Raw genomic sequence first — 19,928 nt, forward strand, 5'->3', positions numbered from 1 at the left:
ACCTATGCTAACAGTACCGGGATTATGCTGGCTATGCCGAATGCCACTGGCGTTAAGTCATTGGGGGATTTGTTCTGTATGCGCGCAAGCCGTCCGTCAGCGTACAAGCCTGTGCCCGCAATGCGGATTACCTGCCGCGCATCCTTCGCTTCCCTGCGGTCGCTGCCTGCAAAAACCGCCGCCCTGGCAGCGTCTGGTGAGCGTTAGCGATTATACGCCCCCATTGAGTTGGCTGGTGCATCAGCTTAAATTTACCCGTCGCAGTGAAATCGCCGCCGCGCTGGCGCGTCTGTTGTTGCAGGAGATACTGCTGGCACGCCGCAGTAGCGGCTTGCTACTTCCCGACAGGATCGTCAGTGTTCCGCTCTGGCAGCGCCGACACTGGCGAAGAGGATTCAACCAAAGCGATTTGTTATGCCGACCATTAGCGCGCTGGCTTGGCTGCGCGTGGGACAGCCAGACCATTACACGAGTGCGGGCGACCGCCACACAGCATCATCTCAGCGCCAGGTTACGTAAGCACAATTTGAAAAACGCGTTTCGCCTTGAATTGCCGGTACGGGGTCTCCATATGGTTATTGTGGATGATGTCGTCACTACCGGAAGTACCGTCGCGGAAATCGCGCAACTGCTTTTGCGCAACGGCGCAGCGACTGTCCAGGTATGGTGCCTGTGTCGAACCTTGTAGAGCCTCGATGATGGGCGTATTATAACCAACTAAAATAGTCAACTATTAGGCCATTACTATGATCCGTATTTCCGATGCTGCACAAGCGCACTTTGCCAAACTGCTGGCAAATCAGGAGGAAGGGACGCAAATCCGCGTATTTGTTATTAATCCCGGCACCCCTAATGCGGAGTGCGGCGTGTCTTATTGTCCGCCCGACGCCGTGGAGGCAACCGACACCGCGCTTAAATTTGATCTGCTGACGGCTTATGTGGATGAGCTGAGCGCCCCCTATCTGGAAGACGCCGAAATTGATTTCGTAACCGATCAGTTAGGTTCTCAACTCACGTTGAAAGCGCCAAACGCAAAGATGCGTAAAGTGGCCGATGATGCGCCGCTGATGGAGCGTGTGGAATATGCCCTGCAATCGCAGATTAACCCACAGTTGGCAGGCCACGGTGGCCGTGTCTCACTGATGGAAATTACCGATGAGGGTTATGCTATTCTGCAGTTTGGTGGCGGCTGTAACGGTTGCTCGATGGTCGACGTCACACTGAAAGAAGGGATCGAAAAGCAGTTGCTAAACGAATTCCCTGAACTGAAAGGCGTTCGCGATCTGACCGAACATCAGCGCGGCGAGCACTCATATTACTAAGGTTTTGCCTCATCCATGCCCGATAGCGCTTGCGCTCATCGGGCCTACAGTTTACGCCGCCGTAGTCCCGATAAGGCATTCGCGGCACGATCAGCCTACTTCTCCGAACGATGTTCCTTCTCTGCCGATAACATGACCTGTGTCTCATAATTTAAATTTTGCCTGCCAGAGTCATTTTCAACACCAGCATGTTACCCGTATCATTCTTCTGGGCACCTAACATACGTATAACATCTGACTGCATTTGTTTGTCTCAACGTTAATCAGTATTGGTGCTGTTACGACTCTGTTCCCGCTGAGGGTTACAGGAATTTGTCGTCGAAAAAATGACGTTACCCATAACAAAATAAAGGCCAGGTAAATCATGCCATTAGTCATCGTTGCTATCGGTGTTATCTTGTTACTTCTTCTGATGATCCGCTTCAAAATGAATGGATTTATCGCCCTTGTCCTGGTGGCGCTTGCTGTCGGTTTGATGCAGGGAATGCCGCTGGATAAAGTGATCGGCTCCATCAAAGCGGGCGTCGGCGGTACGCTTGGCAGCCTGGCCCTGATTATGGGTTTCGGCGCCATGCTGGGCAAAATGCTTGCCGACTGCGGTGGCGCTCAACGCATTGCCACTACCCTCATCGCAAAATTTGGTAAAAAGCATATCCAGTGGGCCGTGGTATTAACCGGTTTTACCGTCGGTTTCGCCCTGTTCTATGAAGTGGGCTTCGTGCTGATGCTGCCGCTGGTATTCACTATTGCCGCAGCGGCTAACATTCCATTATTGTACGTGGGTGTGCCCATGGCCGCCGCACTCTCCGTCACACACGGCTTTCTGCCGCCGCATCCGGGGCCGACCGCAATTGCCACCATTTTCCATGCCGATATGGGCAAAACTCTGCTGTTTGGTACGATTCTGGCAATCCCGACGGTGATCCTTGCAGGTCCGGTTTACGCCCGTTTTCTAAAAGGCATTGATAAGCCGATTCCGGAAGGCCTGTACAGTGCTAAAACCTTTACGGAAGAAGAGATGCCGGGCTTTGGCGTCAGCGTCTGGACATCGCTGGTGCCCGTTATTCTGATGGCGATGCGCGCCATTGCCGAGATGATTCTGCCGAAAGGGCACGCTTTCCTGCCGGTTGCCGAGTTTCTGGGTGACCCGGTGATGGCAACGCTTATCGCGGTGCTTATCGCCATGTTCACTTTCGGTTTGAATCGCGGACGCTCGATGGACCAAATTAACGACACGCTGGTCTCTTCCATCAAAATTATCGCCATGATGTTACTGATCATCGGCGGCGGCGGCGCGTTCAAGCAGGTGCTGGTCGATAGCGGTGTGGATAAATATATCGCCTCAATGATGCACGAAACGAACGTCTCTCCACTATTTATGGCATGGTCCATCGCGGCGGTTCTGCGTATCGCGTTGGGCTCTGCTACAGTGGCGGCGATTACCGCTGGCGGTATCGTGGCGCCACTGATCGCCACTACCGGCGTCAGTCCAGAACTGATGGTGATCGCGGTCGGTTCCGGGAGCGTAATTTTCTCTCACGTCAACGATCCGGGTTTCTGGCTGTTCAAAGAGTATTTCAATCTGACTATCGGTGAGACCATTAAATCCTGGTCAATGCTGGAAACGATTATCTCAGTCTGCGGCCTGATTGGCTGTCTGCTGCTGGGTATGGTGGTCTGATAAAATTTTTGCCGGCTGGCGCTTCGCTTACCCGGCCTACAGAACTATTGTAGCTTCTCCCGTTTCAGATAGCTGACAGCTAATCAGCTATCTGTTCAGGATACAAGGCCGGATAGACATGTGACTCGTCGCCATCCGGCAAAATAACGTTACTTTTTCTTCGCTGCCGCTTTCCGGCGTCTGTCCAGATCCTTAATCAGCTTGTTTACCCGTTCGTCGGCAAACATCGCTTCAAGAGAAGCGGATAATTTCCGCCGCCAGTTTTTATACTGATTGCTGGTGCCCGGTACATTAACCGGATCGGCCATGTCCAGCCAATCCTCCGGCTGAAGCCCCAGCAACCCGCTGTTACTGTCGGCGATATAGCGCTGAAGACCGCGATTTAGCGTCGGCGTCATTGACATTAAGGATGCTTTACGTCCGGCGCGTTTCGGCAGACAGCCATAGTGATGTAAGGCATCCAGTAGTCCCTGCTTCGCCCGCTCGCGATCCTCGTATAACCCACGCAGTACGACTTCATCCGGATAAAGTCCCAGGGCTTTGCCCAACGTCAGATCACCACATTCCCAATAACCGCGCAAAGTAGGGAGATCGTGCGTTGAGGCAACGGCCATTGCCTGGTGAGGATACGCTTTTGGCGCACGGAAGTTTTTCTCAAGATCGTTTTCAAACCACAGTACTTTGTAAGAATAGACCCCGCTATCGCGCAGCTTGCCAACAATCTCAACCGGTACGGTTCCCAGATCCTCACCTATCACCATACAGCGATGACGCTGGCTCTCCAGTGCCAGAATAGCCAGCAGCTCGTCAACCGGATACTGAACATACGCCCCTTTATCTGCCGTTTCGCCATACGGTATCCACCATAAACGCAACAGTGACATAACATGGTCAATGCGCAGCGCGCCGCAGTTTTGCATATTGGCGCGCAGCAGGTCGATAAAGGGCTCATACGCCCGTGCGGCGATAATATGCGGGTCCATTGGCGGCAGCCCCCAGTTCTGACCGAGCGGGCCGAGGATATCCGGTGGCGCGCCGACCGACGCTTTCAGACAGTATAATTCACGGTCACACCAGGTTTCCGCGCCGCCTTCCGCTACACCAACCGCCAGATCGCGGTACAGACCAATCGGCAGTTTAAAACGTTGACAGATATCCCAGCAGGCGGCGAATTGGCGCCAGGCCAGCCATTGTAGCCAGAGGTAAAACTCCACCTCTTCGCGGTGCGCTTCACAGAATTGTTTCACAGCCGGAGACGCCACCGACTGGTACGCTTCCGGCCAGGCAGGCCACCCCCAGCGCTGCTCGTCCTCTTTCACCTGGTGCGCGTGCAGCGCGTCGAATGCCGCCTGCCAGTAAAGGCTCTCACCTTCGCGGGCGATAAAGTGACGAAACTCCGCCATTTGCGCATCGTCGCGAGCGGCAAACCGCGTCCACGCCATCCGCAGCGCCGTGATTTTCAGCGCGGTAACGGCAGCGTAATCGACCCATTGCGCATCGCGCGCCTGTCGCAGCGTTTGCTGCGTGGCGGGCATTTGCCACCACGCCTGCGCCTCTTCGCTCAGGCGGAAGTCTTCTATAGCGTTGACATCAATATAAATGACATTCAGCCAGCGCCGGGAGGAAGGACTATAGGGGCTGGCGCTTTCCGGATTCGCCGGATAAAGCGCATGGATCGGATTCAGACCAATAAACGCGCCGCCGCGCTTCGCCACATCGACCAGCATTGACTTCAAATCGCCAAAATCGCCAATGCCCCAGTTTTTTTCTGAGCGTAGGGTATAAAGCTGGACGCATGCGCCCCACAGTTTTTTCCCTTCCCGCAACGCCTGCGGCTCATAGCATCGTTGCGGCGCGACGATAATACGACAGTGCACACGCTGTTTACCCTGGGTCAATGTCAGGGTGTGATAACCTTCCGGCAGCGTTGCCGGAAGGTTGAGTTTTTTACCGCCAACCACGCGCCCTTTATATTGCTCGCCTTCTTCAGTCGTCAGCAGCCAGGCAAACTCGCCGCGTCCCTCTATTGGCAAGGACATTTTTTTACCAACGGTATAGACTTTCACATTCGGTATGATCGCCTGTGGCCCGGCGGCTGTACCCCTCATCGCTGCCAGCAAACGTCTCTTGGTTTCAGCGCCAATAGACTGCGGTTTGCCATGAGCATTAATGTAACTGGGGCTGATCCCCGCCGCCAGCGCGGCACTATCGAGACGTTTATTTTCCATCGCGTTCCCTTAGCGTTTTGCCTGCCAGATACGGGCCTGATAATCGCGAATAGAGCGATCCGAACTGAACATACCGCAGCGCGCGGTATTGAGGATCGCAGCACGCGTCCACGCTTCCTGGTCGCGATACAGCGTATCCACCTGCTTTTGCGCCTCGACATAAGCGATGAAGTCCGCCATGACCAGATACGGGTCGCCCCCCTGTTTGCCGAGGCTATGTAGCATCTGGTCAAAGGCATGTTTATCGCCATCGCTGTATTTACCGCTCTCCAGCTCTTTCAACACCGCATCCAGTACTTTGTCTTTTTTACGCCATTTCACCGGATCGTAGCCCCTGGCTTTAAGCGCCTTCACCTCTTCCACGGTATGGCCAAAGATAAAGATATTCTCTTCGCCCACTTTCTCGGCGATTTCGACATTGGCGCCGTCCAGTGTCCCTACTGTCAACGCCCCATTCAGCGCCAGCTTCATGTTGCCGGTGCCGGAAGCTTCTTTCCCGGCAGTAGAAATTTGCTCGGAGATATCCGCCGCCGGAATGAGCATTTCCGCCGCCGAAACACAGTAATCCGGCAGGAAGACCACCTTCAGCTTATCGCCCACCGCCGGATCGTTATTAATGGTTTCCGCTACCTTATTGATAGCAAAAATGATGTTCTTTGCCAGGTAATAGCCCGGTGCCGCCTTCGCGCCAAACAGGAATACACGCGGCACGCGGTCAGCCTGCGGATTTTCGCGAATCTCTTTATACAGCGCCAGAATATGTAGCAGATTCAGGTGTTGGCGCTTGTACTCATGCAGACGTTTGATCTGAATGTCAAAAATCGCATGGCTTGAAATCTCAATGCCAGTACGAGTTTTAATATATTTCACCAGGCGCTCTTTATTCGCCTGTTTGATATCACGATACTGCTGGCGGAAGGTGGCGTCATCCGCGTATTTTTCGAGGTTGATCAACTGGTCGAGATCGTTAGCCCATTCTTTTTTCAGCGTTTTATCCAGCAGCGCCGCAAGTTGTGGATTGCACTGCTTAATCCAGCGGCGCGGCGTAATACCGTTGGTGACGTTATGGAACTTATTCGGCCAAAGCTGGTGATATTCCGGGAACAGATCTTTCACCACCAGATCGGAGTGCAGCGCCGCCACACCGTTGACCGCAAAGCCGCTAACCACGCACATATTGGCCATTCGCACCTGTCGATCATGCACTACCGCCAGTTTTGCCCATACCTGCTTATCGCCCGGCCAGGTGTTATTGACCAGCGCCTTAAAGCGGTCATTAATCTGTTTGATAATCTGCATGTGGCGCGGCAATAGGGCTTTAATTAACTTCTCGTCCCAGCACTCCAGCGCTTCCGGCATCAGGGTATGGTTGGTATAGGCGAAGGTGTTGCGGGTAATAGCCCAGGCTTCATCCCAGCTCATCTGGTGTTCATCCAGCAATACGCGCAGCAGTTCGGGAATCGCGATGGTCGGGTGGGTGTCATTTAGCTGAATGACCTCATAATCCGCCAGTTCATGCAGTTTTCGTCCGGCCAGATGATGGCGACGCAGAATATCCGCTACCGAGCAGGCGCACTGGAAATATTGCTGCATCAAACGCAATTTTTTACCCGCCGTATGGTTATCGTTGGGATAAAGCACTTTCGTCAGTTTTTCCGCATCGATACCCTGCTGTTCCGCACGCAGGAAAGCGCCATCGTTGAATTTAGTCAAATCAAACGGATGCGCGTGAGTCGCTTGCCACAAACGCAGCGGCTGCGCTACGCCATTACGATAGCCCAGTACCGGCAAATCCCAGGCCTGGCCGGTGATCACAAAACCCGGTTCCCAGCGTCCGTCTTTTGTGACTTTACCGCCGATCCCCACCTGGACGTCCAGCACCTCGTTATGGCGGAACCACGGGTAGCTGCCGCGATGCCAGTCATCCGGCGCTTCCATTTGCTTGCCTTCAACAAATGATTGACGGAACAGTCCATACTGATAGTTCAGACCATAACCGATGGCAGACTGCCCGACGGTCGCCATTGAATCAAGGAAGCAGGCAGCCAGACGTCCCAGGCCGCCGTTACCGAGCGCCGGGTCGACTTCCTCTTCCAGCAGATCGGTCAGATTGATATCATGCGCTTTCAGCACATCGCTAACATCCTGGTACCACCCCAAATTGAGCAGATTATTTCCCGTCAGGCGGCCAATCAGAAATTCCATAGAAATATAGTTCACATGGCGTTGCTCTTTTGCCGGTTGCGCTACCGGCTGCGCGCTCAGTAATTCCGCCAGCGCACCGCTAATGGCCTGCCACCACTGACGAGGCGTCATGTCGGAAGCCGACAATAAACCGAAACGCTGCCACTGACGCGTCAGGGCGCCCTCAAATTGCTCTTTATTGAATATGGGCTGTGACATAGGAAATCCGTCCTCAGGTAATAAAACAACGTTATCGTTAGTTTGCCAGGCTCGCTGTTAGCCTTCCTCCTCCCGACAGGGATTAGGCAGGGAGGAGGTGCGGGGATGAGCATAAAAGTGTGATCGCCGCCACTTTATAAGTGCCACAATACGAATAAATCGGCGTACTTCACCTGAGACATTCCGTCTGGTTTGACAAGAATCCGCATAATACTACGCAAGAAGAGGTGACTAAATATTAGTTATAATTATTACAAAAAGTACTATGCCCGCTATTTTTAAATAATAAGACGGTTGCAATTAAAATACACCAGGAGCACACTGAGGTAAATCTTCGTCAAGAGATAATACATCAAACAAATAATATCCGGAGAAACATATGGCGAATTTATCCCGGATAACACTTAAAGGTGAGCTACAGGGCGATATTTCAGAAAACTGCGGTTCCAGAAACTCTATAGGAAATAAATCTCAGACGAATCATATCAATCAAATTATGATTTATGCTCTGGAGCATGAGACAACGCGTCAACAGAACGTTAATCATCACGAACTTCAGATCATCAAACCTGTTGATCGTTCGTCCCCTTTGCTGAACAAAGCGATCAACGATAACGAAACACTGGAGTGCGAAATATTCCTCTATCGCACCACCCCTACAGGAATGCAGGAAGTCTATTATAAAATTAAATTATTCAAAGCACATATATCAAACATTAAACTAATAGTTCCTCACAATATTATTGAAAACGGAAACGAAGCACAGGAACGAGTTTCGTTTATTTATGAATCGATTAGTTGGGAACATTGTATGGCAAATACCAGTGCTTATAGTTTGTGGAGTGAACGAACTTTCTGACGCCAGATATCTCTTGATAAGGAAACATCATGCGTAAACGTAACGCTATGTTAAATGGCAACTCACTCCGGTTTCATGACGAACGGCCGCAGGCAAGTGATTTTAATAGCTGGCATACCATGAACCCTGTACAGCGCGATATGGCCTTTATGGACGGCTCATTTATCACACAAAGCCATCACATCTTGCTGCTTACCCTCGAAGAAGCACAACAGGTGACAGACGATTTAATGGGCGGAGTGGATAAATTTTTCTCCTACCGTGCAGCGCCAGGTAATATTAAAGATGGCCTGGATGGCTTCCGCAGTCTCTCTAAGCTCACCACCTATTACAATTCCGCACAAGAGCTGGTCTTTAATTTCAGGGCAATCCGCATTAAAGCCATTGAATACAAAGTCGGCGGTAAAACCTATATCAAAATTACAGGGTACCCTGCCCTGCGCCGGATTCTTAACGGAACCCGCTACGGCGCAGGACATCCTCAGATGTTGGAAATGGCATTGGGTAAACGTGGGCTTTATAACAATATCCGAAATGGCGTCAAATATTGCATTTACTTCTCACTTGCCTGGCGGGCAATAGAACTTATCTTTAAGTCTGATTATGATCTGGTGGATTTTTTGGTGGATATCTCAATGGATGCTGCAAAAGCGGTGGTGTCGGGGGTAGTGATTGGGGTCATTGGAGGGATAGCGATATTATTTAGTGCACCAATATTCTTTACTACCGTCTGCATCGTCATATCAGGATTCGCACTTAATGCGAAATTAAACTCTCTTGATGAAAACACAGGATTGTCAAATTCATTAAAAGAAAAATTGCGAGATTATGTAATCCATAATAAAAACAGAATTGGTAATTATGGTTTTAACTCACCATATTTTTATTCTTTTTAAGAGGGTTATATGAAAAAAATATATATGCGCCTGATGGCTATTCTTGTCATTTTTTTTCTCCTTTGGATTCTTGACACACAACTCTTTGGGTACGTAATGACTGATTTTTTATCCATCATAAAAATGGGTGATATTGTTTCCTATAATCATACATTTGTGCTAATAGGCGGAATACCTACTATTATGATGATGACTATCAGTTTCGTCAGAATTCTGTTCAGCAAAAGCGTTAAATATCAAAATTTCCCCAAATCGATTGAGGCGTGGGTTACGTGTGCCGTCGTAATCCCCTTTGCAATAGGTTTGATTGCAGACTGTATTGTACCCTTTTTCTTTCTGGCATCGTCATACACCCGTTGCCCTCAAGAAAAATTTGATGATTATCATGTCGTTGATATCTCACTCTGCGAAAATATCGTAGATAACCGTAGGTTTTGGTAATCGCCTCATGCAAATGCTTCTTTTGTGAGCAACAATGCAGATCTTTAAATCTGATATTCTCAATATTTCTACTTATTCTAAAAAGAATGGCATGAAAATAATATACATACGAGTTTGGGTTTTTATTATGATATTTTCCCTAATCGCTGTGCTTTATAGTTTATTATTTGGCAGAACAATGACTGAATTTTTATCATTAATAAAAATGGAAAATATTATCTCTTATGACAAGACATGTGCACTGATAGGCTCAATACCATTGATAGGTTATACAGTAATTGCTCTCGTCAGAGTTTTTCTTAGTCAAGATGTATAGTACCGTTCCCTTCCCGCTCCTTTTGAAAGCTTAGTCCTCGCTACTATCACTGTTTCCTTTGCTATTGGCATTTTCATACACATCTTGTCCCCATAAGAAACTTCATGATTTCTACGTTACAGATATCGAATTGTGTAAAACTGTCGTAGATAATCGCGGCTTGTGGTAACGGATTCATAATAAAAATTTAACGGTTAAGGTTTTAATCCACTCTATTTCTACTCTTTTCAAGGAAGTGATATGAAAATATATAGGCGCTTGATAGCCTCTCTCAATCCTATTCCTTTACACCCAGGCAATATATTATCTGGTTCGTTAATGAACGATAGTTATCTCTAATAAAAATGGATATAAAAATCTGCAAAAGCCATAGTCAATAACGGTTCTTACTAAAAATTATCACTAAAAGTAACAATCAAGGTAGTTCTATAAGAGCACATTATGATCATCAGATGGCGCGCAATCACGATCCTTGACCAAACATCTCAACAACTACGCCTCTTGCCAACGGTCTCAGTACGAGTCCATCATTTTAAGAATTTGTGACCAAGCGCAAAATAAGACAGTCCAATCCCGGACATAACTTGCAATAAATCTTAATCTGGCCGACCTTATATCTATTAATTACGAAGCGCAAAAAAAATCGCAGTTCCCCCATTCCTCACAGTGAAGTGATTGCTATGTTGATTCCGTCTAAATTAAGTCGTCCGGTTCGTCTCGACCATACCGTGGTTCGGGAGCGGCTGTTGGCTAAACTTTCCGGCGCGAACAATTTCAGGCTTGCTCTGGTAACCAGTCCTGCTGGCTATGGGAAAACCACGCTTGTCTCGCAATGGGCGGCGGGCAAAAATGAGTTAGGCTGGTTCTCTCTCGATGAAGGCGATAACCAGCAAGAGCGATTCGCCAGTTACCTCATCGCCGCTATTCAACAGGCCACCGGCGGACACTGTACGACCAGCGAAGCGATGGCGCAAAAACGTCAGTACGCCAGTCTGACCTCCCTCTTCGCCCAACTGTTTATTGAACTGGCGCAGTGGCATCGCCCGCTCTACCTGGTCATTGATGATTACCATCTGATTACTAATCCGGTGATTCACGACGCGATGCGCTTTTTCTTACGCCACCAGCCAGAAAATGTCACCCTGGTCGTGTTATCGCGTAATTTGCCGCAACTGGGTATCGCAAACTTACGTGTGCGCGATCAGCTGCTGGAAATCGGTAGCCAACAACTGGCTTTTAACCATCAGGAAGCAAAGCAATTTTTTGACCGCCGTCTCTCCTCGCCGATTGAAGCCGCCGAAAGCAGCCGCATGTGCGACGACGTTGCCGGCTGGGCGACGGCGCTCCAGCTAATCGCCCTTTCCGCCCGTCAGAATAGCCACTCGGCGCACCAGTCCGCCCGGCGTCTTGCAGGTATTAACGCCAGCCACCTGTCCGACTACCTGGTGGATGAAGTCCTGGATAATGTGGATGTCAGCACCCGACATTTTTTACTTAAAAGCGCAATCTTACGCTCAATGAATGATGTACTGATCGGTCGCGTGACCGGCGAAGAGAATGGCCAGATGCGGCTGGAGGAGATCGAGCGTCAGGGATTGTTCCTGCAACGCATGGACGACACGGGCGAATGGTTCAGTTATCACCCGCTATTTGGTAGCTTTTTACGCCAGCGCTGCCAGTGGGAACTGTCTGCGGAACTACCGGAGATCCACCGCGCTGCGGCGGAAAGCTGGATGGAACAAGGTTTCCCCAGCGAGGCGATTCATCATGCGCTGGCGGCGGGCGATGCGCAAATGTTGCGCGATATCCTGCTTAATCATGCATGGGGGCTGTTTAATCATAGCGAACTGGCGCTGCTGGAAGAGTCATTAAAAGCATTGCCGTGGGAAAGCCTGCTGGAAAACCCGCGGCTGGTATTGCTGCAGGCATGGCTGATGCAGAGCCAACACCGCTACAGTGAAGTAAATACGCTGCTGGCGCGCGCCGAGCAAGAGATTAAGGGGGTCATGGACGACACGTTACATGCGGAGTTTAACGCGCTACGCGCTCAGGTCGCCATCAATGACGGCAACCCGGAAGAAGCGGAGCGACTGGCAAAACTGGCGCTGGATGAACTTCCTCTCGCCTGGTTTTATAGCCGCATCGTCGCGACCTCTGTCCACGGCGAGGTTCTGCATTGTAAAGGCGATCTCAGCCAGTCTTTATCGCTGATGCAGCAAACCGAGCAAATGGCGCGCCATCATGATGTCTGGCATTACGCGCTGTGGAGCCTGATTCAACAAAGTGAGATTCAGTTCGCCCAGGGATTCCTGCAGGCCGCATGGGAAACGCAGGAAAGAGCCTTCCAGCTGATTAAAGAGCAACATCTGGAACAGTTGCCGATGCATGAGTTTCTGGTACGTATTCGCGCGCAGTTACTGTGGGCATGGGCGCGCCTTGATGAAGCGGAAGCCTCGGCCCGCAGCGGTATCGCCGTGCTGTCCACGTTTCAGCCGCAGCAACAGTTACAGTGTTTGACGCTGCTGGTGCAATGTTCGCTGGCGCGAGGCGATCTGGATAATGCCCGTAGCCAGCTTAACCGACTGGAAAATTTATTAGGCAATGGCCGTTACCACTGTGACTGGATCTCTAACGCCGATAAGGTTCGTGTGATTTACTGGCAGCTAACCGGTGATAAGAAATCCGCCGCCAACTGGTTACGGAATACGCCAAAACCGGCATTCGCCAATAACCATTTCCTGCAGGGTCAATGGCGGAACATCGCCAGAGCGCAGATCCTGCTGGGCGAATTCGCCCCCGCGGAAATCGTGCTGGAAGAGTTAAATGAGAACGCCCGTAGCCTGCGCTTAATGAGCGATTTAAACCGTAACCTTCTGTTGCTCAATCAGCTTTACTGGCAATCAGGACGAAAAAATGATGCCCAGCGCGTGCTGCTTGATGCCTTACAGTTAGCCAACCGAACCGGGTTTATCAGCCATTTTGTGATTGAAGGCGAAGCCATGGCACAACAGCTACGTCAGCTTATCCAGCTCAATACGCTACCAGAGATGGAACAGCACCGCGCGCAGCGCATCCTGCGGGAGATTAACCAACATCACCGGCATAAGTTCGCTCATTTTGACGAAGGCTTCGTCGAACGCCTGCTTAACCATCCTGATGTGCCAGAACTGATCCGGACCAGCCCACTTACCCAGCGTGAATGGCAGGTGCTGGGACTTATCTACTCCGGTTACAGCAACGAGCAAATTGCCGGCGAACTGGCGGTGGCGGCAACCACCATTAAGACCCATATTCGCAACCTCTATCAGAAGCTCGGCGTCGCGCACCGTCAGGACGCGGTACAACATGCGCAACAATTGCTGAAGATGATGGGATATGGCGTTTAAATGAATGCCTGATGGCACTGTCCTTATCCGGTCTACGATCGCACGCAGACTGTAGGCTGGATAAAATGTTTACACTGCCATCCGGCAAGGGTCTTTAGCACAGCTCTAATTGAATATGATGGTCAGCAATGACCTGCATCACGCCAGCTGGCGGCAGAGTATCCGTGTAAACCGCGTCTACCATACTAATGCTGCCCATATTTACCATCGCATTACGGCCAAATTTGGAGTGATCGACCACCAGCATCACATGGCGCGAATTTTCGATAATCGCGCGCTTGGTGCGCACCTCATGGTAATCAAATTCCAGCAAAGAGCCGTCGCTATCAATACCGCTGATCCCCAGAATGCCAAAATCCAGACGAAACTGGGCAATGAAATCCTGCGTCGCTTCGCCAATGATACCGCCGTCGCGGCTGCGAAGTTCACCGCCCGCCAGGATGATACGAAAATCCTCTTTCGCCATCAGCGTATTCGCCACGTTCAGATTGTTGGTGACAATCCGCAGATGGCTATGCCCTAACAGGGCATGCGCTACTGCTTCCGGCGTGGTGCCGATATCAATAAACAACGTAGAGCCATTGGGAATCTGCGCCGCGACCTTACGGGCGATACGTTCTTTTTCTTCCGTTTGCGTCGCCTTACGATCGTGCCACGGCGTGTTCACCGAACTGGACGGCAACGCCGCGCCGCCGTGATGACGCAAAATCATATTCTGTTCCGCCAGATCGTTCAGATCCCGACGGATGGTTTGCGGGCTGACAGAGAAATGCTCCACCAGTTCTTCGGTGCTGACGTATCCCTGTTTTTTTACCAGTTCAATGATCGCGTCATGTCGTTGTGTTTGTTTCATGAATCATCTCTGAAAGTAACCCACCCTGCGCCGGAAATCGGCATTGCCTTATCCGGCCTGGAAAAATATCCCGACCGTCTTATGTTCGTTTTCGCGCATTCAGCGTATCGGCAAAGGCCATCGCTAAACCAACGACTAGCCCGGCGATGTGCGCGCCGTTCGCCATTGACATACCAAACCAGTCAAACCAGCCAGCGACTATCCACAATAACGCAAAAATAATTAAACCGCGCTGAAGGTAAATCCCGCTTTGCGGATCGCGTTCCCCACGCAACCATACGTAGCCCATCAGCGCGTAAACGACGCCGGACAGCCCGCCAAACCACGGACCGCTAAATTTCTGCTGTACATAACCGCTGAGTAGCGCGCTTATCACCGTAATGACGATCAATTTACCGCTACCCAGGCGCTTCTCTACCGCACCGCCGAGATACCACCACCACAGTAAATTAAAGAGGATATGCATCAGCGAGAAGTGCATAAAGATATGGGTAAAGTAGCGCCAGAATTCAAATTTTAAGGCCGGATCGAATGGCCATGCCAGCCAAACCATCGCTGTCTGATCGCCAACGAGATTCATCACAACATACACCAGCACGCAGGCGGCCATCACACTCCAGGTGACGGGGCCGGCTCTTTCGCGCAACGTAGCGAGAAAGGAGAACTGGCGGTAATGCAGCCCGCTGTTAGTTTGTCCGGACTGCCAGCTGGCCGCCAGATAACGCGGATCACCGGGATTTTCTATAAATCGCGCCAACTCAGCCTGCACACGATCGGCCTGCGATTCATCCGCCAGCCAGATATCGCTTTGATTATGTTGTTGAATAGTAAGAATAACGCCCTGTGTCGCCATGTAATCAACAAACGCCTGCGCCACGCGGGGATTCGCAAAGGAAGTAATCATCAACATTGTTGCTGTCGCTTAGTCCACACAAAAGAAGACAGTATATATACCCTTCTCGCCGGAGGCTGCATCTTTGTGGAATTAAGCGCCATACGTGACATCAGCAGGGAAATGGCGATGCCAGGCCTCAAAACCGCCATCAATGCTGTAAACCGCATCATAGCCTTGCTGGAGCAGATACTGCGCGGCGCCTTTACTGCTGTTGCCGTGATAGCACATCACCATCACCGCGGTATCGAAATCATGCTCACGCATAAACACGCCCAACGTATCGTTGGTCAGATGAAAGGCCTTCGCCGCATGCCCCATGGCATAGCTTTGCGGATCGCGAATATCCACCAGTACTGCTTCGTCCTGCTGCAGTTTCTGATATGCCTCTTCAACAGTAATACACTCAAATTGTTCCATGAATCGCTCTTTCGTTATTGCAGGTGAACCTGATTAAGGCATTTTATCGCCAAGTGTACGCCGACGGAGTAGCTTAACGCCATAATGTTATACGTATCACTCTAAAATGTTTTTTCTATGTTACCAATAGCGCGTTTCTTTGCTATTATGTTCGATAACGAACATTTTTGAACTTTAACGAAAGTGCAAGAGGACAGCATGGAAACCAAAGATCTGATCGTGATAGGCGGGGGCATTAACGGTGCGGGCATCGCGGCTGATGCCGCCGGACGCGGTTTGTCTGTACTCATGCTGGAAGCACAGGATTTGGCCTGCGCGACCTCTTCCGCCAGTTCTAAACTTATCCACGGCGGCTTACGCTACCTGGAACACTATGAATTTCGGCTGGTCAGCGAAGCGCTGGCAGAACGTGAAGTACTGTTGAAAATGGCGCCGCATATTGCCTTCCCGATGCGCTTTCGTCTGCCGCATCGCCCGCATTTACGTCCGGCATGGATGATTCGCATTGGTCTGTTTATGTACGATCACCTGGGAAAACGTACCAGTTTACCCGGCTCTACCAGCGTGCGTTTTGGCGCAGATTCGGTGCTGAAACCCGAAATCGTGCGCGGTTTCGAATATTCGGACTGCTGGGTAGATGATGCCCGTCTGGTGCTGGCCAATGCGCAGATGGTGGTACACCAGGGCGGGGAAGTTCTTACCCGCACGCGTGCAACCTCCGCTCGCCGGGAGAAGGGTCTGTGGATTGTCGAAGCGGAAGATATCGATACGGGTAAAAAATATATCTGGCAGGCGCGCGGACTGGTCAACGCGACCGGGCCGTGGGTCAAACAGTTCTTCGACGAAGGGATGCACCTGCCGTCGCCTTATGGCATCCGCCTGATCAAAGGCAGCCATATCGTTGTGCCACGCGTCCATAATCAGAAGCAGGCGTATATTCTGCAAAACGAAGATAAACGAATCGTCTTTGTCATCCCATGGATGGAAGAGTTTTCGATCATCGGCACAACCGATGTTGAATATAAAGGCGATCCGAAAGCAGTAAAAATTGAAGAAAGTGAAATTAATTACCTGTTGAAGGTTTATAACGCGCATTTCCAAAAGCAATTGGGACGCGATGACATCGTCTGGACATACTCCGGCGTGCGTCCGCTGTGTGATGATGAGTCTGACTCACCGCAGGCTATTACTCGTGATTACACCCTGGATATCCACGATGAAAACGGCAAAGCACCGCTGCTTTCCGTGTTTGGCGGTAAGCTGACGACCTACCGTAAGCTGGCCGAACACGCGATGGAAAAACTGGCGCCCTGGTATCCAGGCATCGGGCCGGCATGGACCAAAACGTGCGTACTGCCCGGCGGCGACATCGACGGCAGCCGCGAAGATTACGCGGCCAAACTGCGTCGTCGTTATCCGTTCCTGACGGAATCGCTGGCGCGCCACTATTCGCGTACTTACGGCAGCAATACAGAGTGGATTCTCGGCGAAGCCACGTCACTGCTTGATTTAGGCGAAGATTTCGGCCATGAGTTTTACGAAGCGGAACTCAAATATCTGGTGGATCACGAATGGGTGCGCCGTACTGAAGACGCTATCTGGCGACGCACCAAAGAAGGCATGTGGCTGACCGCTGAGCAGCAGTCGCGCATTACCCAGTGGCTGGCGGAGTATGTTGGCAAACGCCAGCTGTCGCTGGCGTCGTAATAAACAGCCGGATGGCGGCTAACGCTTTGTCCGGCCTACATGCCTGACGTAGGCCGGACATGGCGAATTACAATCTTACCGGATCAATATGCCAGATATTTTCGGCATACTCTTTGATGGTTCTGTCCGATGAGAAGTAGCCCATATTGGCAATGTTGAGCATCGCTTTCGTCGTCCACTCTTCCGGGCGACGATACAATTCATCTACCTTATCCTGGCAGTCCACGTAGCTACGGTAGTCCGCCAGCACCTGATAGTGATCGCCAAAGTTAATCAGCGAATCCACCAGATCGCGATACCGTCCTGGCTCTTCCGGACTAAAGACGCCGCTACCGATCTGCGTAAGTACCTGATGTAGCTCTTCATCTTTTTCATAATAGTCGCGGGGCTTATAACCCTGCTGGCGTAACGCTTCCACCTGCTCCGCCGTATTGCCGAAGATGAAGATATTTTCCTCGCCGACATGTTCCAGCATTTCAACGTTCGCGCCGTCCAGCGTACCGATAGTGAGCGCGCCGTTCAGGGCGAATTTCATATTACTGGTGCCGGAGGCTTCCGTCCCCGCCAGTGAAATCTGCTCGGATAGATCGGCTGCGGGAATAATCACCTGCGCCAGGCTTACGCTGTAGTTCGGGATAAATACCACTTTCAGTTTGTCGCCAATCTGCGGATCGTTGTTAATCACTTTCGCCACGTCGTTGATCAGGTGAATGATATGTTTTGCCATGTAGTAGGCAGAAGCCGCCTTACCGGCAAAAATATTCACCCGTGGCACCCAGTCGGCTTCAGGATCCTCCTTAATACGGTTATAGCGGGTGATGACGTGTAACACATTCATCAACTGACGCTTATATTCGTGGATACGCTTAATTTGCACATCAAATAGCGCTTTAGGATTCACCACAACGTTCAGTTGCTGCGCAATGACCACCGCCAGCCGTTTTTTATTCTCCAGTTTCGCCTGACGCACCGCATGATTGACCAGAGGATAATCACAATGCTGTTCCAGCTCGCTGAGCTGACTCAGGTCAGTACGCCAGGTGCGGCCAATATTCTCATCCAGCACCTCAGAAAGCGACGGATTTGCCAGCGCCAGCCAACGGCGCGGCGTGACGCCGTTAGTGACGTTACAAAAACGGGTAGGGAAAATCTTCGCAAAATCCGCGAACAGCGACTGCACCATCAGGTTGGAATGCAGTTCAGAAACGCCGTTAACTTTATGGCTGACCACCACCGCCAGCCAGGCCATCCGCACCCGGCGTCCGTTCGACTCATCAATAATCGACGCGCGACCAAGCAGGCTGGTGTCGTTGGGATATTGCTCTTGCAGAGTTTTCAGAAAATAGTCGTTAATTTCAAAGATAATTTGCAGGTGACGGGGCAGAATTTTACCCAGCATATCAACCGGCCAGGTTTCCAGCGCCTCGCTCATCAGCGTATGGTTGGTATAAGAGAAAACCTGGCAGCACACCTCAAACGCATCATCCCAGCTGAATTTATGTTCATCAATCAGCAGACGCATCAGCTCCGGAATTGACAATACCGGGTGAGTATCATTAAGGTGAATGGCGATTTTATCCGCCAGATTCGCATAGGTTTTATGCAGCTGATAATGACGGCTCAGGATATCCTGCACCGTCGCTGAGACCAGAAAATACTCCTGACGCAGACGCAGCTCGCGCCCTGAATAGGTGGAATCATCCGGGTAGAGCACGCGGGAGACGTTCTCGGAGTGGTTTTTATCTTCTACCGCCGCAAAGTAGTCGCCCTGGTTGAATTTACCGAGATTAATTTCACTACTGGCCTGCGCATTCCACAGGCGCAGCGTGTTCGTGGCATCGGTGTCATAGCCAGGAATGATCTGATCATACGCGACGGCAAGGATCTCTTCTGTCTCGATCCAGCGCGCTTTTTTACCTTCTTGCTGGATACGGCCGCCAAAACGCACCTTGTAGCGCGTATTGTGCCGTTTGAATTCCCACGGGTTACCGTACTCCAGCCAGTAATCCGGCGACTCTTTTTGCCGCCCGTCGACAATATTTTGCTTAAACATGCCGTAGTCGTAGCGTATACCGTACCCACGTCCCGGCAAGCCTAGCGTCGCCAGCGAATCCAGGAAACAGGCCGCCAGACGACCTAAGCCGCCATTGCCCAGCCCCGGGTCATTCTCTTCGTCGATCAACTCTTCGAGATCTAACCCCATGGCCTCCAGCGCGCCTTTAACGTCGTCGTAAATGCCCAGCGAGAGTAGCGCGTTAGAAAGAGTACGGCCAATCAAAAACTCCATTGACAGATAATAAACCTGCCGGGTTTCCTGCGATAATTGGGCTCGATTAGAACGCAACCAGCGCTCCACCAGACGATCGCGCACCGCGAACAACGTGGCGTTCAGCCATTCGTGTTTATTGGCAATAACCGGATCTTTACCAATCGTAAACATCAGCTTATAGGCGATAGAATGCTTCAGCGCCTCAACGCTGAGTGTGGGCGATGCATAAGTAAATGGAGCATTCATATAAATGAT

13 protein-coding genes are annotated in these 19,928 nt (G+C 51.0%); 7 read left to right on the plus strand and 6 right to left on the minus strand.

Annotated elements, in window-relative coordinates:
• Positions 1–4 precede the first annotated feature (4 nt).
• The 3 genes from gntX (at position 5) to gntT (ending at position 3,003) form a co-directional block, all read left to right on the plus strand.
• On the plus strand, positions 5–688 hold the full coding sequence (gene gntX / locus SBG_RS16180) for a DNA utilization protein GntX (protein WP_000958728.1): 684 nt from the start codon (positions 5–7) through the stop codon (positions 686–688).
• A 58-nt stretch (positions 689–746) separates the two neighbouring features.
• Complete coding sequence (gene nfuA / locus SBG_RS16185) at positions 747–1,322, plus strand: Fe-S biogenesis protein NfuA (RefSeq protein ID WP_000619387.1); 576 nt, start codon at positions 747–749, stop codon at positions 1,320–1,322.
• 364 nt (positions 1,323–1,686) lie between these two features.
• Entirely contained in the window at positions 1,687–3,003 is a 1,317-nt protein-coding gene (gene gntT, locus SBG_RS16190) for a gluconate transporter (protein ID WP_001131734.1), read from the plus strand.
• 149 nt (positions 3,004–3,152) lie between these two features.
• On the opposite strand, the gene malQ is transcribed toward gntT, so the two are convergent.
• Both malQ and malP read right to left on the minus strand, forming a co-directional pair.
• A complete protein-coding gene (gene malQ / locus SBG_RS16195; RefSeq protein WP_000428738.1) occupies positions 3,153–5,231 on the minus strand; it encodes a 4-alpha-glucanotransferase in 2,079 nt (692 codons plus the stop codon).
• A 9-nt stretch (positions 5,232–5,240) separates the two neighbouring features.
• Positions 5,241–7,634: a maltodextrin phosphorylase gene (malP, locus tag SBG_RS16200; protein ID WP_000081938.1), complete on the minus strand. Its 2,394-nt coding sequence runs from the start codon at positions 7,632–7,634 to the stop codon at positions 5,241–5,243.
• Between the two features lie 379 nt (positions 7,635–8,013).
• Here malP and SBG_RS16205 point away from each other — a divergent pair, with 379 nt between their 5' ends.
• The 3 genes from SBG_RS16205 (at position 8,014) to malT (ending at position 13,532) form a co-directional block, all read left to right on the plus strand.
• Positions 8,014–8,493: an Hcp family type VI secretion system effector gene (locus SBG_RS16205; protein ID WP_000002326.1), complete on the plus strand. Its 480-nt coding sequence runs from the start codon at positions 8,014–8,016 to the stop codon at positions 8,491–8,493.
• A gap of 29 nt (positions 8,494–8,522) precedes the next feature.
• Positions 8,523–9,389, plus strand: coding sequence for a hypothetical protein (locus tag SBG_RS16210; protein ID WP_001231702.1), 867 nt, complete (start codon positions 8,523–8,525; stop codon positions 9,387–9,389).
• Positions 9,390–10,826: 1,437 nt separating this feature from the next.
• A complete protein-coding gene (gene malT, locus SBG_RS16220) occupies positions 10,827–13,532 on the plus strand; it encodes an HTH-type transcriptional regulator MalT (protein ID WP_000907022.1) in 2,706 nt (901 codons plus the stop codon).
• Between the two features lie 94 nt (positions 13,533–13,626).
• Here the strand turns inward: malT and SBG_RS16225 are convergent, their stop codons facing one another.
• From SBG_RS16225 to glpE, 3 genes are all read right to left on the minus strand, one after another.
• Positions 13,627–14,385, minus strand: coding sequence for a DeoR/GlpR family transcriptional regulator (locus SBG_RS16225; protein ID WP_000815083.1), 759 nt, complete (start codon positions 14,383–14,385; stop codon positions 13,627–13,629).
• Positions 14,386–14,464: 79 nt separating this feature from the next.
• A complete protein-coding gene (glpG, locus tag SBG_RS16230; protein ID WP_000928697.1) occupies positions 14,465–15,295 on the minus strand; it encodes a rhomboid family intramembrane serine protease GlpG in 831 nt (276 codons plus the stop codon).
• 75 nt (positions 15,296–15,370) lie between these two features.
• Positions 15,371–15,697: a thiosulfate sulfurtransferase GlpE gene (gene glpE / locus SBG_RS16235; RefSeq protein ID WP_000434527.1), complete on the minus strand. Its 327-nt coding sequence runs from the start codon at positions 15,695–15,697 to the stop codon at positions 15,371–15,373.
• A gap of 198 nt (positions 15,698–15,895) precedes the next feature.
• Between glpE and glpD the strand changes: the two genes are divergently transcribed.
• Positions 15,896–17,404: a glycerol-3-phosphate dehydrogenase gene (glpD, locus tag SBG_RS16240; protein WP_000448188.1), complete on the plus strand. Its 1,509-nt coding sequence runs from the start codon at positions 15,896–15,898 to the stop codon at positions 17,402–17,404.
• A 67-nt stretch (positions 17,405–17,471) separates the two neighbouring features.
• Here glpD and glgP read toward each other — a convergent pair whose 3' ends face one another.
• Positions 17,472–19,919: a glycogen phosphorylase gene (gene glgP, locus SBG_RS16245; RefSeq protein WP_000993431.1), complete on the minus strand. Its 2,448-nt coding sequence runs from the start codon at positions 19,917–19,919 to the stop codon at positions 17,472–17,474.
• Between the last annotated feature and the right edge of the window lie 9 nt (positions 19,920–19,928).

Origin of the sequence: Salmonella bongori NCTC 12419 (genome assembly GCF_000252995.1) — a bacterium.
GTDB lineage: Bacteria > Pseudomonadota > Gammaproteobacteria > Enterobacterales > Enterobacteriaceae > Salmonella > Salmonella bongori.